The organism is Streptomyces sp. NPDC058751, assembly GCF_042746485.1.
Taxonomy (GTDB): domain Bacteria; phylum Actinomycetota; class Actinomycetes; order Streptomycetales; family Streptomycetaceae; genus Streptomyces.
Genome location: NZ_JBHYPZ010000023.1, coordinates 46,398 through 60,477, shown reverse-complemented (window position 1 = coordinate 60,477; position 14,080 = coordinate 46,398). Strand labels below are relative to the sequence as shown.

14 protein-coding genes are annotated in these 14,080 nt (G+C 72.8%); 9 read left to right on the top strand and 5 right to left on the bottom strand.

Annotated elements, in window-relative coordinates:
* Window positions 1-51: 51 nt before the first annotated feature.
* A complete protein-coding gene (locus tag ACFW6B_RS21820) occupies window positions 52-951 on the bottom strand; it encodes an endonuclease/exonuclease/phosphatase family protein (RefSeq protein ID WP_386598145.1) in 900 nt (299 codons plus the stop codon).
* A 215-nt stretch (window positions 952-1,166) separates the two neighbouring features.
* Here ACFW6B_RS21820 and ACFW6B_RS21815 point away from each other — a divergent pair, with 215 nt between their 5' ends.
* Window positions 1,167-2,471, top strand: a complete 1,305-nt coding sequence (locus ACFW6B_RS21815) for a DUF6986 family protein (protein ID WP_386598144.1) — start codon at window positions 1,167-1,169, stop codon at window positions 2,469-2,471.
* A 15-nt stretch (window positions 2,472-2,486) separates the two neighbouring features.
* Here ACFW6B_RS21815 and ACFW6B_RS21810 read toward each other — a convergent pair whose 3' ends face one another.
* Window positions 2,487-3,569, bottom strand: coding sequence for a LacI family DNA-binding transcriptional regulator (locus ACFW6B_RS21810; protein ID WP_386598143.1), 1,083 nt, complete (start codon window positions 3,567-3,569; stop codon window positions 2,487-2,489).
* A 239-nt stretch (window positions 3,570-3,808) separates the two neighbouring features.
* On the opposite strand from ACFW6B_RS21810, the gene ACFW6B_RS21805 reads away from it, so the two are divergent.
* The 3 genes from ACFW6B_RS21805 to ACFW6B_RS21795 all read left to right on the top strand — a co-directional run bounded on the left by ACFW6B_RS21805 (window position 3,809) and on the right by ACFW6B_RS21795 (window position 6,634).
* Complete coding sequence (locus ACFW6B_RS21805; protein ID WP_386598220.1) at window positions 3,809-4,762, top strand: ROK family protein; 954 nt, start codon at window positions 3,809-3,811, stop codon at window positions 4,760-4,762.
* Between the two features lie 488 nt (window positions 4,763-5,250).
* Window positions 5,251-5,460, top strand: coding sequence for a hypothetical protein (locus ACFW6B_RS21800; RefSeq protein WP_386598142.1), 210 nt, complete (start codon window positions 5,251-5,253; stop codon window positions 5,458-5,460).
* A 130-nt stretch (window positions 5,461-5,590) separates the two neighbouring features.
* Window positions 5,591-6,634, top strand: a complete 1,044-nt coding sequence (locus ACFW6B_RS21795; protein WP_386598219.1) for an NUDIX domain-containing protein — start codon at window positions 5,591-5,593, stop codon at window positions 6,632-6,634.
* A 140-nt stretch (window positions 6,635-6,774) separates the two neighbouring features.
* Here ACFW6B_RS21795 and ACFW6B_RS21790 read toward each other — a convergent pair whose 3' ends face one another.
* Window positions 6,775-8,130, bottom strand: coding sequence for a dipeptidase (locus tag ACFW6B_RS21790; protein ID WP_386598141.1), 1,356 nt, complete (start codon window positions 8,128-8,130; stop codon window positions 6,775-6,777).
* A gap of 177 nt (window positions 8,131-8,307) precedes the next feature.
* Here ACFW6B_RS21790 and ACFW6B_RS21785 point away from each other — a divergent pair, with 177 nt between their 5' ends.
* Entirely contained in the window at window positions 8,308-9,567 is a 1,260-nt protein-coding gene (locus ACFW6B_RS21785; RefSeq protein WP_386598140.1) for a geranylgeranyl reductase family protein, read from the top strand.
* A 308-nt stretch (window positions 9,568-9,875) separates the two neighbouring features.
* A complete protein-coding gene (locus ACFW6B_RS21780; protein ID WP_386598139.1) occupies window positions 9,876-10,271 on the top strand; it encodes a hypothetical protein in 396 nt (131 codons plus the stop codon).
* Between the two features lie 45 nt (window positions 10,272-10,316).
* Here the strand turns inward: ACFW6B_RS21780 and ACFW6B_RS21775 are convergent, their stop codons facing one another.
* Window positions 10,317-10,766, bottom strand: a complete 450-nt coding sequence (locus ACFW6B_RS21775) for a nitroreductase family deazaflavin-dependent oxidoreductase (RefSeq protein WP_386598138.1) — start codon at window positions 10,764-10,766, stop codon at window positions 10,317-10,319.
* A 232-nt stretch (window positions 10,767-10,998) separates the two neighbouring features.
* Between ACFW6B_RS21775 and ACFW6B_RS21770 the strand changes: the two genes are divergently transcribed.
* From ACFW6B_RS21770 to ACFW6B_RS21760, 3 genes are all read left to right on the top strand, one after another.
* Window positions 10,999-11,727 (top strand): TetR/AcrR family transcriptional regulator, encoded by a 729-nt coding sequence (locus tag ACFW6B_RS21770; RefSeq protein WP_386598137.1) that lies wholly within the window; start codon window positions 10,999-11,001, stop codon window positions 11,725-11,727.
* Between the two features lie 113 nt (window positions 11,728-11,840).
* Window positions 11,841-13,076: a sensor histidine kinase gene (locus ACFW6B_RS21765; RefSeq protein WP_386598136.1), complete on the top strand. Its 1,236-nt coding sequence runs from the start codon at window positions 11,841-11,843 to the stop codon at window positions 13,074-13,076.
* On the top strand, window positions 13,073-13,738 hold the full coding sequence (locus ACFW6B_RS21760) for a response regulator (RefSeq protein ID WP_386598135.1): 666 nt from the start codon (window positions 13,073-13,075) through the stop codon (window positions 13,736-13,738). Before ACFW6B_RS21765 ends, ACFW6B_RS21760 begins: the two co-directional genes overlap by 4 nt.
* On the opposite strand, the gene ACFW6B_RS21755 is transcribed toward ACFW6B_RS21760, so the two are convergent.
* On the bottom strand, window positions 13,699-14,034 hold the full coding sequence (locus ACFW6B_RS21755; RefSeq protein ID WP_386598134.1) for a DUF6332 family protein: 336 nt from the start codon (window positions 14,032-14,034) through the stop codon (window positions 13,699-13,701). The two genes, ACFW6B_RS21760 and ACFW6B_RS21755, sit on opposite strands and share 40 nt — an antisense overlap.
* Window positions 14,035-14,080 lie beyond the last annotated feature (46 nt).

Below are 14,080 nucleotides of genomic sequence, written 5' to 3'. Positions count from 1 at the left end.
CGCGGCACCGACGAGGGCCCCCGCGACCGCACCGGTCGCGGGGGCCCTCGTTCATCCCAGGCTCAGCGAGACCCGTACGGGCAGGTGGTCGCTCGGGAACTGGCCGTGCAGCGAGAAGGTGTCGACCGAGGCCCGGTGCACCTCGACGCCGGGGCCGGCGAGGATCCAGTCGATGCGGTCGCCGTCCGGTACCAGCGGGGCGTAGTCGTGGAAGGTCGCGTAGAGCCTGCTCCGCGAGGCGGCCGTGTCCCAGGTGTCGGTGAGTCCGGCGCCCAGCAGGATGTCGTAGACCTCGTTCCGGTGCGCCGGCGCGTTGAAGTCGCCGGTCACCAGGCAGGGCAGGGAGGGATCGAACTCCGCGATCCGCTCGGCGAGGAGCGAGGCCGCCCGCACCCGCGCGTACTGGCTCGCGTGGTCCAGATGGGTGTTCAGGACGTGGAACTGCCGCCCGCCGTCCGCCAGGTCGCGGAAACGCACCCAGGTGGCTATGCGGGGGAGCCAGGCGCCCCAGGTGTTCGAGCCGATCACCCGGGGGGTGTCCGAGAGCCAGAACGTGTCGTGCTCCAGCGGGGCCAGCCGCCGGGTGTCGTAGAACAGCGCCACGGCCTCGTCGCGGTTGCCGCCCTCCCTGCCGGGGCCTATCCAGTCGTAGTGCGGCCCGAGGTCGGCCTCGATGTCCAGGAGCTGCTGGTAGAGGCCTTCCTGCGTGCCGATGACGTGGGGCGTCCCACGGTGCAGGAGCTCGCGCATCACCGGCCGGCGCAACGCCCAGCTGTTGGGTTCCACGCCGCTCGCGAAGCGCAGGTTGTAGGTCATGACGTCCAGACGGGAGCGGAGACGGGGACGGCGGGTGGCGGAGGCCCGTGCCGTGGTGAGCAGGGGCAGGGCGGCCGCGGCGGCGACCGCGTGCCTGAATCCCGTGCGGCGGGTCACTCCCCTGGAGTCGGGCACGTGTGCTCCTTCGTTCGCGAGTCGGGACAGGGTACGCGCCACCGGAGGGGGAAAGGACCGGGAGAGTCCGCCCCGGGCGGCCGGGACGGGGGTGAACGCGACGGAACCGTGGTGTGTCCCGTGGTCCAGGAGGGTGTTGACCCGCGGGGAGCGCCCCGGATAACTTCGTTCAACAGATTGTTGATTCCGTACTTCGGAAACCAGGAGGTCGCCGGATGGGGCAGGGTCAGCAGGAGACGGTGGCGACGAGCCTCCCGAGCGCCGTGACCGAAGCGGTCGGCGCCTCCCTCGCCCCCGTCGACGCCGAACTGGAGCGCCGCTATCCAGGAGACCCCGGCACCCGCCAGCCCGTCCACACCGTGTACGTCCCCGCCGACGCGTTCGCCGCCGACACCGTCCGCACCTGGGGTGAGCGCGCCCTCGCCGCCCTCGACGAACACGCCCCCGACGCCGCTTCCCTCGCCGCCGTCCTCGGCCTCGCCGACGAACTCGCCGGACCCGTGCACGACCGCGTCCGGGCCAAGCTGGAGCGCGAACCCGTCGAAGACCTGCGCGTCGACTTCGAGGACGGCTACGGCCCGCGCCCGGACGCCGAGGAGGACGCGGCGGCCGCCCGCGCGGCCCGGATCGTCGCCGAGGCGTACGGGAACGGCACCGCGGCCCCGTACATGGGCATCCGCATGAAATGCATGGAGGCGGCGGTCCGCGACCGGGGCATCCGCACCCTCGACGTCTTCCTGACGGGCCTGATGGAAGCGGGCGGCCTGCCCGACGGGCTCGTGCTCACCCTGCCCAAGGTGACGTACCCGGAACAGGTCACCGCGATGGTCAGGCTCCTGGCGGAGTTCGAGAAGGCCCGCGGCCTGGAACCGGGCCGGATCGGCTTCGAGATCCAGATCGAGACCAGTCAGGCCGTCCTGGCCACGGACGGCACGGCCACCGTCGCCCGCATGATCCAGGCCGCCGAGGGCCGCGCCACCGGACTGCACTACGGCACCTTCGACTACAGCGCCTGCCTAGGCGTCTCCGCCGCCCACCAGTCGAGCGACCACCCGGCCGCCGACCACGCCAAGGCGGTCATGCAGGTCGCGGCCGCCGGCACCGGAGTGCGCCTCTCGGACGGCTCCACCAACGTCCTGCCCGTCGGCTCCTCCGAGAAGGTCCACGACGCCTGGCGCCTGCACTACGGCCTCACCCGCCGCGCCCTGGCCCGCGCCTACTACCAGGGCTGGGACATGCACCCCGCCCACCTCCCCACCCGCTACGCCGCCGTCTTCGCCTTCTACCGCGAGGGCTTCGAACGGGCCGCCGCCCGACTCTCCCGCTACGCCGGCCACGCCCCCGGCGACACGCTGGACGAACCCGCCACGGCCAAGGCCCTCAGCGGCTACCTCCTGCGCGGTCTGGACTGCGGCGCCCTGGACCTGGCGGAGGTGGCCCGCGCCTCGGGTCTGACCCGCCACGAACTGGAGACCTTCGCACGGCCGCCACGGGGGGATCTCACCGGCTTCGGGCGGTAGAGGCACGGCCCTCGTTCAGCCCGCGGGCGGCAGTTCGCCCGAGCCGCGGGTGATCAGACGGGTCGGGAGTTCGACGCGCTCCGGGGCGACGAGGTTGCCGTCGAGCTGGCGGAAGAGGCGTTCGGCGGCGGTGCGGCCGAGGGCGGCGGCGTCCTGGGCGACGACGGTGACCCCGGGCTCCAGGAGGTCGGCGAGCTCGATGTCGTCGAAACCGACGAGGGCGACCGGGCGGCCGCGCTCGGCGATGACACGGACGACGGTCACGGTGACGCGGTTGTTGCCCGCGAAGACCGCGGTGACCGGAGAGGGGCCGGAGAGCATGTCCTCGGCCGCCTTGCGCACCCGCTGCGGATCGGTGACGCCGAGGGACATCCACTCGTCCTCGACCGGTATGCCCGCGTCCTCCATGGCGGCCCGGTAACCGCGCAGCCGCTCGGCGGCGGTGTGGATGCGGGGCATGTCGCCGATGAAGCCGATCCGGCGGTGGCCGTGGGCGATCAGGTGGGCGACGCCGTCCCGGGCGCCGCCGAAGCTGTCCGACAGGACGACGTCGGCGTCGATCCTCCCGGCCGGGCGGTCCACGAAGACCGTCGCGACGCCCGCCTTCATCTCCGGCTCCAGATAGCGGTGGTCGTCGCCGGCCGGGATCACGACCAGCCCGTCCACCCGGCGCGCGCAGAGCGCGAGGACCAGTTCCTGCTCGCGGTCCGGGTCCTCCGCGCTGGAACCGTTGATCAGCAGGGCCCCGTGCGCCCGGGCCACCTCCTCGACCGCGCGGCTCAGCGGCCCGTAGAACGGGTCCGCGAGGTCCTCCAGGACCAGCCCGATGCTCGCGGTGCGGCCCTTGCGCAGCACCCGGGCACTGTCGTTGCGGCGGAAGCCCAGCGCCTCGATGGCCTCCTGGACGCGCCGCTCCGTGTCCGGGGTGACCCCGGGCTCGCTGTTGACGACACGGGAGACCGTCTTGAGACCGACTCCCGCACGCGCCGCCACGTCCTTCATGGTCGGACGATTTCCGTAGCGGTTCTCGGAGCGGCGGGCGGTCTCGGCCACGATGTGCTGTCCTGTCCTGTCGTCCACGGGGATGCGTAGGTCCATGGGGTTGTATGAGGATGTGGCGTCGAGCATAGAGCCTGGACAACGTTGTCAGATGCGGGAGACACTGACCACCGCAATTCTCCGGCCTGCGTCTTCCCCAGGGCGCACGGTCCCCGTGGCCCGTCGGCGCACCTCGCGCGGCGTACGACGGGGCCCGATTCCGAACCGTTCCCGGCCGGGGACCCCGGGTCCGCGGCGCGGCGGACCCGTCACGACACCCCATGGGAGACCTGAAACTGATGCACACCGACCTCGTGGCCGCGCTCGACATCGGCGGCACCAAGATCGCCGGAGCGCTGGTGGACGGCCACGGCCGGATTCTCCTGCGTGCGCAGCGCCCGACGCCCGCACAGGAGGACGGCGAGACCGTGATGCGGGCCGTCGAGGACGTCCTCGGTGAGCTGACGGTCTCTCCGCTGTGGAGCGGGGCCGGGGCCCTGGGCATCGGCAGCGCGGGCCCGGTGGACGCCTCCGCCGGCACGGTGAGCCCGGTGAACGTCCCCGGCTGGCGGGGCTACCCGCTGGTCGAGCGGGCCTCCGAGGCCGTGGGCGGACTGCCCGTCGAACTGATCGGCGACGGCGTCGCGATCACCGCGGCCGAACACTGGCAGGGCGCGGCCCGGGGCCACGACAACGCGCTGTGCATGGTGGTGTCCACCGGCGTGGGCGGCGGGCTCGTCCTGGGTGGACAGCTCCACGCGGGTCCCACGGGCAACGCGGGCCACATCGGGCACATCAGTGTCGACCTGGACGGCGATCTCTGCCCCTGCGGCTCCCGGGGCTGCGTGGAGCGGATCGCCAGCGGCCCGAACATCGCCCGCCGCGCGCTGGAGGCGGGCTGGCGGCCCGGTCCCGACGGCGACACCTCGGCCGCGGCGGTCGCCGAGGCGGCCCGCGCCGGTGACCCCGTCGCCGTGGCCTCCTTCGAGCGTGCAGCGCAGGCCCTCGCGGCGGGCATCGCGGCCACCGCGACCCTGGTCGAGATCGACATCGCCGTGATCGGCGGGGGAGTGGGCAAGGCGGGCGACGTGCTCTTCGCGCCGCTGCGCCGGGCGCTGGCCGACTACGCGACGCTGTCCTTCGTCCGGCGGCTGACCGTGGTGCCCGCGCTGATGGGCACCGACGCCGGGCTGGTCGGCGCGGCCGCGGCGGCGCTCACCCGCAAGTCGCGAACGGCTGCGGCGCGCATCTGACCCGGGGGCCGGGGTTGTCGCGCGGGGGTCGGGCTCCGGGCTCGGCCCTGGGCTCCGGGTCTCGGTTTCGGGCTCTGGTTCCGGGCCTCGGCTTCGGTCCCGGGCCTGCTCCGGCTCCGGTTCCGGGCCCGCTCTGGTTCCGGGCCGTGGCTTCGGCTCCGGCCCCGCTCCGGCTTCGGCCCCGCTCCGGGCTCCGGGACCCGGTTCCGGGCTCAGGACGCCAGGTACCGGCGGCGCCGGGCTCATGGCCGTCGGGTACCGGGTGTCGGACCCGAGGCGCCGGGCGTCGGGCCCGAGAGACCGGGTGCCGGGCCCGAGGCGCTGAGCCTTGAGCCCGAGACGCCGGGCCCCGGCCCAGGGTGTCGGGCCCCGTACCCGGGGAAAGCCCTGGTCCCGGTGTGCCTCGGCACCCCGCCGGACAGGGGTGTGCCGGAGGAAGGCGGCCGGTCCACCCGTGACTCCCTCCGGACTTCGTAGTTGAACCGAGCATGAAGAAGCGCAGCATGCTCGCCATCGCCTCCCTCGCCACCGGGTTCGTCGTCGCGGCGGTCACCCCGTCCCACGCCCTGGGCGTGGACACCCTGAGCGACCTGAACGTCAACGACACGATCGGCGCGGTCGACCACACCGTCGGCACCGACGACCTGGCGGTCGCCGAAGCGGTCGCTGAAGGCGCCTTCGGCGGCCAGAACGGCTGAGGAACGCCCGGACCGCGCCGGTGTCCCCGTCACGGGGGCACCGGCGCCGCCGCGTCGGCGCCTTCATCAGCGGCTGGTTTCCGTGGCAGGGTGGAGCGGGCAAGCCTCAGGGGGCCACAGAAGAGGGGGAATCGTGATCGTCTGGATCAACGGTGCGTTCGGTGCGGGAAAGACCGCCACCGCACGGGAACTGATCGAGCTGATCCCGAACAGCACGCTCTTCGACCCCGAGGTCGTCGGGGCCGCACTCACACAACTGCTCCCCGCCAAACACCTCGCCGAGGTCGGTGACTTCCAGGACCTGCCGATCTGGCGGCGGCTCGTGGTCGACACCGCGGCCGCCATGCTCGCCGAGCTCGGCGGTGTCCTCGTCGTCCCCATGACCCTGCTGCGGCAGGAGTACCGCGACGAGATCTTCGGCGGGCTCGCCGCCCGCCGGATTCCCGTACGCCATGTGCTGCTCACCCCGGCGGAAACGATCCTGCGGGAGCGAATAGCCGGGCGTGAGGTGCCCCCGGACCTGCCCGACGGCGAGATGCGCGTGCGCCAGTGGTCCTACGACCACATCGAGCCCTACCGGGCCGCGCTCGCCTGGCTCACCGCCGACGCCCACCCCGTGGACACCAGCACGCTCACCCCGTACGACGCCGCCCTGCGCGTCGCCGAAGCCGTGCGCACCGGGGAAGCGCCCGTGTGCGACATCGTGCAGACCCCCGAACCCACCGCGGAGACGGTCGCCGCCGGAGTGCTCCTCTTCGACGAGGACGACCGGTTCCTGCTCGTCGACCCGACGTACAAGGCCGGATGGGAGTTCCCCGGCGGGGTCGTCGAGGCCGGCGAGGCCCCCGCCCGCGCCGGCATGCGCGAGGTCACCGAGGAGACCGGCATCACCCTCGACGAGGTGCCCACGCTGCTCGTCGTGGACTGGGAGTCGCCCACCGCACCGCCGGGCTACGGCGGTCTGCGGTTCCTCTTCGACGGCGGCCGTCTCGACGAGCAGGCCGTCCGGGGACTCCTGCTGCCGGGGCCGGAACTGCGCGGCTGGCGCTTCGTCACCGAGCAGGAGGCGGCCGATCTGCTGCCGCCCGTGCGCTACGAACGGCTCCGCTGGGCCCTGCGCGCCCGCGAGCGTGGCGCGGCGCTGTACCTGGAGGCCGGAGTGCCGCTCGGCTGACCCCGGTCCTGCCGCTCGGCCGGCCCGACCGGCTCTGAAGAAAGGTTCCCTCTCGCGGAACGATCCGGACACGACGAGGGCCCCCGCCGGGTGGCGAGGGCCCTTGCGCGTCCGGACGGCCGGCCTGCCGTCCCCGGCGGTCAGCTCGCCGCGTAGTTCCGCAGGAACAGCGCCTCCGCGACCGACAGCCGCTCCAGCTCGTCCGGCGACACGCTCTCGTTCACCGCGTGGATCTGCGCCTCGGGCTCACTCAGGCCGATGAGCAGGATCTCCGTGTCGGGGTACAGCGAGGCCAGCGTGTTGCACAGCGGGATCGAGCCGCCCATGCCCGCCGACTGCATCTCCTGGCCCGGGTAGGCGACCGCCATGGCCTCGGCCATCGACGCGTACGCGGGGCTGGAGGTGTCGGCGCGGAAGGCCTGGCCCTGTCCGATGCGCTCGGTGCTCACCCGCGCGCCCCACGGCGTGTGCGCCTCGACGTGCGCCTGGAGCAGCTTCGTCGCCTCGACCGCGTCGACGCCCGGCGGCACCCGCAGGCTGATCAGCGCACGGGCGCCCGCCTGCACCGACGGCGTCGCGCCGACGACCGGCGGGCAGTCGATGCCGAGCACCGTGACGGCCGGACGCGCCCAGACCCGGTCGGCGACCGTGCCGGAGCCGATGAGCTCCACCCCGTCGAGCACCTTGGCGTCCTCGCGGAACGCCTGCTCCTCGTACTGCAGGCCGTCCCACGCGGCCTCGCCCGCCAGGCCGTCCACGGTCGTCGAACCGTCCTTCGCCCGCAGCGAGTCCAGGACGCGGATCAGCGCCGCCAGCGCGTCGGGCGCCGCACCGCCGAACTGCCCGGAGTGCAGGTTCCCTTCGAGGGTGTCCACCTGCACCCGTACGAGGGTCATGCCGCGCAGGGTCGCGGTGACCGTCGGCAGGCCCGCCCGGAAGTTGCCGGCGTCGCCGATGACGATGGTGTCGGCGGTCAGCAGTTCCGGGTGCTGCTCGGCGTAGCGCTCCAGACCGCCGGTGCCCTGTTCCTCCGAGCCCTCGACGATGACCTTGACGTGCACCGGCACGCCGCCGTTCGCCTTCAGGGCGCGCAGCGCCAGCAGGTGCATGACGACACCGCCCTTGCAGTCGGCGCTGCCCCGCCCGTACCAGCGGCCGTCGCGCTCCACCAGCTCGAACGGAGGCGTCGTCCAGGCCGCTTCGTCCAGCGGCGGCTGCACGTCGTAGTGCGCGTACAGGAGGACCGTCTTCGCGCCCTCGGGGCCCGGGAGGTAGCCGTACACCGACTGCGTGCCGTCCGGGGTGTCGAGCAGTGCCACGTCCTGGAAGCCCTCGGAGCGCAGCGCGTCCGCGATCCAGTTCGCGGCGCCCTCGCTCTCGCTCCTCGGATACTGGTCGAAGTCCGCCACCGACTTGAAGGCCACCAGCTCGGCGAGCTCCGCCTTCGCCCGGGGCATGAGCGAGGCGACGGTCTCGACGACCGGATTCGACGACATGGGCACGCTCCTCGTAGGTGCGACGTTGTACTTCTGTGTACAGATGATCGAGTGATGCGGACTGGTGTGCAGGACGCATCCGTTGCAGATCCTCCCACAGCGGCCTGCGGTGACGCCCGCCGTAGGATGCGGGGGGACAGGTGCGGCAGACGGCTGGACTGGGAGCAGTAGACCAACGTGAGCAGCGAGAACTCTTCGGCGGACGACGAGCGGCGTGCGGCGGACGAACAGCGGGTGTGGGACGTCGTGGTCGTCGGCGCGGGGCCGGCGGGTGCCTCGGCCGCCTACGCGGCAGCGGTCGCGGGACGCAGCGTCCTGCTGCTGGAGAAAGCCGAACTGCCCCGCTACAAAACCTGCGGCGGCGGCATCATCGGTCCCTCGCGCGACGCCCTGCCCCCCGGATTCGAGCTGCCGTTCAGGGACCGGGTGCACGCGGTCACCTTCTCGATGGACGGCAGGTTCGCCCGTACCCGGCGGTCCCGGAACATGCTGTTCGGGCTGATCAACCGTCCGGAGTTCGACCAGCAGCTCGTCGAGTTCGCGCAGAAGGCGGGTGCTGAACTGCGCACGGGCGCCACGGTCTCGCGCGTCGAGCAGCACGGTTCGGCGGTCCCGGACCGGCGCACCGTCGCCGTGGTCCTCCAGGGCGGCGAGACCGTCCTGGCACGGGCCGTGGTCGGCGCCGACGGCAGTGCCAGCCGGATAGGAGCACACGTCGGCGTGAAGCTCGACCAGGTCGATCTCGGCCTGGAGGCCGAGATCCCGGTGCCGGAGACGGTCGCCGAGGACTGGCGGGGACGCGTTCTGATCGACTGGGGCCCCATGCCCGGCAGTTACGGCTGGGTCTTCCCCAAGGGGGACACGCTCACCGTCGGCGTGATCTCCGCGCGCGGCGAAGGAGCCGCCACCAAGCGGTACTTGGAGGACTTCATCGCCCGGCTCGGCCTCGCCGGCTTCGAACCGTCCATCTCCTCGGGCCACTTGACGCGCTGCCGGGCCGACGACTCGCCGCTGTCGCGCGGCCGGGTGCTCGTCTGCGGCGACGCGGCGGGCCTGCTCGAACCCTGGACCCGTGAGGGCATCTCGTTCGCCCTGCGCTCCGGGCGGCTCGCGGGAGAGTGGGCGGTCAGGATCGCCGAGGCGCACGACGCGGTGGACGCCCGCCGGCAGGCGCTGAACTACGCCTTCGCGATCAAGGCGGGGCTCGGTGTCGAGATGAGCGTCGGCAAGCGCCTGCTGGCGGCCTTCGAGCGTCGCCCCGGCATGTTCCACGCCGGGCTCACCGGTCTGCGCCCGGTGTGGAAGGCGTTCACGGGGATCACTCGAGGCTCCACCACGCTCGGGGAGATCATCCGGACACACCCGACGGTGGGACGTGCCCTGACGACCCTCGACCGCAGGTCCCCGGTGGCCGAGGTGGAGAAGGCGGCGGACTAGTGCCGCGGCAGGGTGCTGGAGGGTGGTGCCGGGGCGGTTCCCGTCCGCCCGGCCCACGTCGCCGCCGGCGCCCGGGAAGCGCGGGACCGGGGCCGGGAACCGGCCAGGGGGTGGTCTCCCCGACGCCGTCGAGACCGTTCACGAACGGATCCGAGTGAAGGGCGAGCCGCCCCGGGAAGGGTGACCTCCGGCGGGTGCGGGTGCGGGTGCGGGTGCGGGTGCGAGAGCGCCTGGGGCGAGTTCCGGCGGGGTGCGGCCCGACCCCGCCGTCCTTCCGGTGTCCGAGGGTTTCTCGGCATCATTCAGGGATGGCCCCAGTCCTTCCCCGCACCGTCCGAGCCGTCGACACCGCTCAACTCCTGGACCTGGCCCGAGAGGCGGCCACGTACGGCTTCAGCCAGCGCCTCCCGGTCGACTGGCTCCAGGAGCACCTCGCCGCAGAGGCGACGCACTACCTGTTCCCCGCGCTGGCGCACCGCCTCACGCACCGTCCCGAGGTGCCGCTGCAGTGGAGGTGCCAACAGCTGCTCACCGTCAGCACCGGCGAACGGATATGCGGTCTCCTCGACGTCCTTCCCGACACCTTCGACAAGATCCCGGAGACCTTGGACACGGCGTCCAAGAAGGGCATCGCCGGCCGCATCGAGCAGGCGGTGAGCGTGCGCGCATGGGCGGAACGGACGGCTGCCGACGCAGGCCGGTGACGCCACGGCAGCCGCGGCCCGCGGCAAGCTCTCGGCCGTGATCCGTCAGTTCTCGACCGTGATCAGGAAGACCGGGTGGTCGGGGGCGATGCGCCGCAGCTCCTCGTCGGAGGAGTCGGGACCGACGCCGCCGAAGAACACGCCGACCTCGGCCTTCCAGCGCTTGAGGTACGCGCGCAGGACCGCGACCTTGTCGTCGTCGGCCACCTCCACGGCGGTGAACGTGTCGACCTTCTTGCCGAGACGCAGCTCGCCCCCGCCGGCCGCCCGCATGTTGTGCGTCCACTGGACGTGACCGCGGGGTGCGACGAGGTACTGCCCGCCGTCCAAGGTGAGCGGATTGACCGGGGTCGTCCGCCACTCGCCGCTCTTGCGGCCCCGCACGGCCAGGACCCGTGAGCCCCGCAGGCTGAGGCCGCGCCTGGTGATCCAGGCGACGGCACGGTTGAGGACGTTGACGGTGAACCAGCCGGGCTTCTGGACGTGTGTGGACACGGTTACCTCTCGGGGGCGGGCGGGTGATGAGAGCGCTGATCTGTTTTGTGAGCACCGCTCTCGCTTGAGAAGAGTCTGCATCGGATCGGTGATCCATTGCAAGAGCAGTGCTCTCGTTTTTGTGCGCTGATCTCTTTTGTGGCTGCCGATCACGTGATGGATCGGCGCTTCATTTTCGGATCACCGCTCTCGTTTGTGTGCACTGCTCCGAAAACGTGGGACACTGCACCGCATGAGTACCGCGCGAGGGGCACGTGCCCGAGCCAGGACCGAGGTCACGGCGGCCATCAAGGACGAGGCGCGCAGACAGCTCGCCGCGGACGGCGCCGCCAAACTGTCGCTGCGGGCCGTGGCCCGCGAGCTCGGGATGGTCTCGTCCGCCCTCTACCGGTATTTCCCCAGCCGGGACGACCTGCTGACCGCACTCATCATCGACGCCTACGACTCCCTCGGCGAGGCGGCGGAGTCGGCGCACGCCGAGGTGGCCGCCGCCGGCCCCCGGGAGCGCTGGATCGCCGTGTGCGCGGCGGTGCGACGCTGGGCGCTCGAGCATCCGCACGAGTACGCGCTCATCTACGGTTCGCCCGTCCCCGGGTACGTCGCGCCGCAGGAGACCGTCCCGTCCGCCTCCCGGGTCGGCCTGCTGCTGATCGGGGTCGTCCGGGACGCCCACCGGGGCAAGGGCGTGGCCCGTACGCCGCTGTCACCCGGACTGGGGACGGAGGCGCGGCGGATGGCCGCCGACCTCGCGCCCGATCTGCCGCCCGAGGTGGTGGTGGCGCTGGTGGCCTCGTGGGCGCAGCTCTACGGGCTGATCGGGTTCGAGCTGTTCGGCCAGTTCAACCGGGTCGTGGAGGACCGGGAGCCGTTCTTCCGGCACGCGGTGGGGCGGCTCGCGCACGATGTGGGGCTGGTGTACCCGGAGCCGGACGAGACCACCGCGGGGCCTTCCCCGGCGTAGACCGGAGCTCCCCGGCGCGGGCCGGGGCCCGGTGACGTACTCCGTGGGGAGTACGGGTGATCACCTCGCCCGGCGGACGCCGTCGTCGTGGTCGGGCGTCTAGCGTGACGGCCATGGAAGAGCAGCACGCACCCGCGGCGCCCGCGGGCGGTCCGCCGCGCTGGTGGAACGGTCCGCCCGGGCGGGACCGCAGGGACGACGAGGGGCGCGGCACGCGGTGGCCGTGGCGTTCCACGCTGCTGCTGACCGCTTTCGTGTTCATCGGATCCAACTTCGCCGCCCACGCCCAGCACGACGAACGGCTCGCCCTGGACGCCTTCTCCCGGGCGCTTCTCCTGGTGGGCTCGGGCCTGCTGCTCTGGCGGCAGCGCCACCCCGTGCTCGTCGTGTCCGGCACGGCCGCGGTGGCCCTGGTCTACATCGCCGCCGGGTATCCCTACGGCCCGGTCTTCCTGCCCGTGGCGGTGGGCTGCTTCAGCGCGGTGGTCGCCGGGCACCGCCGAGCGGCCTGGACGGCGGTCGGCCTGTTGTGGGCGGGGCACCTCCTGATCGCCCACTGGCTCTACCGCCGGCTGCCCCCGGCGGGCGACCACTCTCCGTCCTGGATGCAGGAGATCGGCATCGCCACCTGGGTCGTGGCGGTGGTGGCCCTGGCGGAGCTGGTGCGGGTGCGCCGCGAGCAGTGGAGCCGCGAACGGGCCGAACGCGCGCAGGCGGCCCGGCGCCGTGCCGACGAGGAACGGCTGCGGATCGCCCGTGAACTGCACGACGTGCTGGCGCACAGCATCTCGGTGATCAACGTCCAGGCGGGTGTCGGCCTCGCGCTCCTCGACTCCGACCCCGAGCAGGCGCGTACGGCGCTCACCACCATCAAGGCGGCCAGCAAGGAGGCCCTCGGCGAGGTCCGGCAGGTGCTCGACACCCTGCGGGCGCCGGGGGAGGCGCCGCGCACGCCCGCCCCCGGCCTCGACCGGCTCCCCGAACTGGTCGAGCAGGCGGCGGGCGCCGGACTCACGGTCGAGATCGAGGGCGAGGTCCCGGCGCCGGCACCCGGCACCGACCTCGCCGCGTTCCGCATCGTCCAGGAGGCGCTCACCAATGTCGTACGGCATTCGGGGTCGCGCCGGGCCCGGGTGCGGTTCGATCACGAGGGGGGCGTACTGCGGCTGCGGATCGACGACGACGGTCCGGCCACCGGCGCGGACGCGGGCGGAAGCGGCAACGGGCTCGCGGGCATGCGGGAGCGGGCGGCGGCGCTGGGTGGCACGATCGAGGCCGGTCCGCGTGACGACGGAGGGTTCCGGGTGCTGGCCGTACTGCCGTGGAAGGCCAAGGAGGAGAACCGGTGATCCGCGTACTGCTCGCCGACGACCAGTCGTTGGTCAGAGCCGGATTCAGGGCGCTGCTCGACGCGCAGCCGGACATCGAGGTGGCCGGGGAGGCCGCCGACGGCGAGGAGGCGGTGCGCGCGGTCGGTGAACTGCGCCCGGACGTCGTCCTGATGGACATCCGGATGCCCGTGCTGGACGGCCTCGCCGCCACCCGCCGCATCACCGGCGACGAGGCACTCGGCGATGTGAAGGTGGTCATGCTCACCACCTTCGAGCTGGACGAGTACGTCTTCGAGGCCATTCGCTCCGGTGCCTCCGGCTTCCTGGTCAAGGACACCGAGCCCGATGAACTGCTGCGCGCGGTGCGGGCGGTGGTCGAGGGCGACGCGCTGCTCTCGCCCGGGGTGACGCGCCGGCTGATCTCCGAGTTCGCGGCGCGTTCCAAGGAGCCCGGGTCGGCCGTGGTCCTGGCCGAACTGACCGATCGGGAACGGGAGGTGATGGCTCTGGTGGGCATCGGCCTGTCGAACGACGAGATCGCCCGCCGCCTGGTCGTCAGCCCGCTCACGGCCAAGACCCACGTCAGCCGGACGATGGTGAAGCTCGGCGCCCGCGACCGTGCCCAACTGGTCGTGCTCGCCTACGAATCGGGCCTGGTCCGCCCGGGCTGGCTGGGCTGAGGAAGGCCGCCTTCCCGGTGGAAGCGGAACAGTACGGTGGCCACGCGCAGCGCGAACAGGACGCCGGCCAGGGTGCCGCCGACGGTGACGAGCGCGTGCACCGTGCCGGCCGACAGGTCCAGGAACAGCGCCGGCCCGGTGACGACCCCGAAGGCGACCGCCGCGACGAACGCCGCGCTGGCCAGGGCGTATCCGATCTCGACGGTCACGGCGTCGCGCTGTGCCTGGGTGCGCCGCGCCCGCGTCGCTCCCGTACCACCGCGGTGACCGCCGGTGTATTCCGCGTGGTTGCTCATGGTGCCGAGTCAACAGCCGTGCGCCCGGCGGGGCAAGGACCCCGCC

Bases quoted from the DNA above. Each gene is read 5' to 3' on its own strand.
- ACFW6B_RS21815 (WP_386598144.1), top strand. From the start codon at position 1,167: ATGGGGCAGGGTCAGCAGGAGACGGTGGCGACGAGCCTCCCGAGCGCC.
- ACFW6B_RS21810 (WP_386598143.1), bottom strand. From the start codon at position 3,569: ATGGACCTACGCATCCCCGTGGACGACAGGACAGGACAGCACATCGTG.
- ACFW6B_RS21805 (WP_386598220.1), top strand. From the start codon at position 3,809: ATGCACACCGACCTCGTGGCCGCGCTCGACATCGGCGGCACCAAGATC.
- ACFW6B_RS21800 (WP_386598142.1), top strand. From the start codon at position 5,251: ATGAAGAAGCGCAGCATGCTCGCCATCGCCTCCCTCGCCACCGGGTTC.
- ACFW6B_RS21790 (WP_386598141.1), bottom strand. From the start codon at position 8,130: ATGTCGTCGAATCCGGTCGTCGAGACCGTCGCCTCGCTCATGCCCCGG.
- ACFW6B_RS21780 (WP_386598139.1), top strand. From the start codon at position 9,876: ATGGCCCCAGTCCTTCCCCGCACCGTCCGAGCCGTCGACACCGCTCAA.
- ACFW6B_RS21770 (WP_386598137.1), top strand. From the start codon at position 10,999: ATGAGTACCGCGCGAGGGGCACGTGCCCGAGCCAGGACCGAGGTCACG.
- ACFW6B_RS21765 (WP_386598136.1), top strand. From the start codon at position 11,841: ATGGAAGAGCAGCACGCACCCGCGGCGCCCGCGGGCGGTCCGCCGCGC.
- ACFW6B_RS21755 (WP_386598134.1), bottom strand. From the start codon at position 14,034: ATGAGCAACCACGCGGAATACACCGGCGGTCACCGCGGTGGTACGGGA.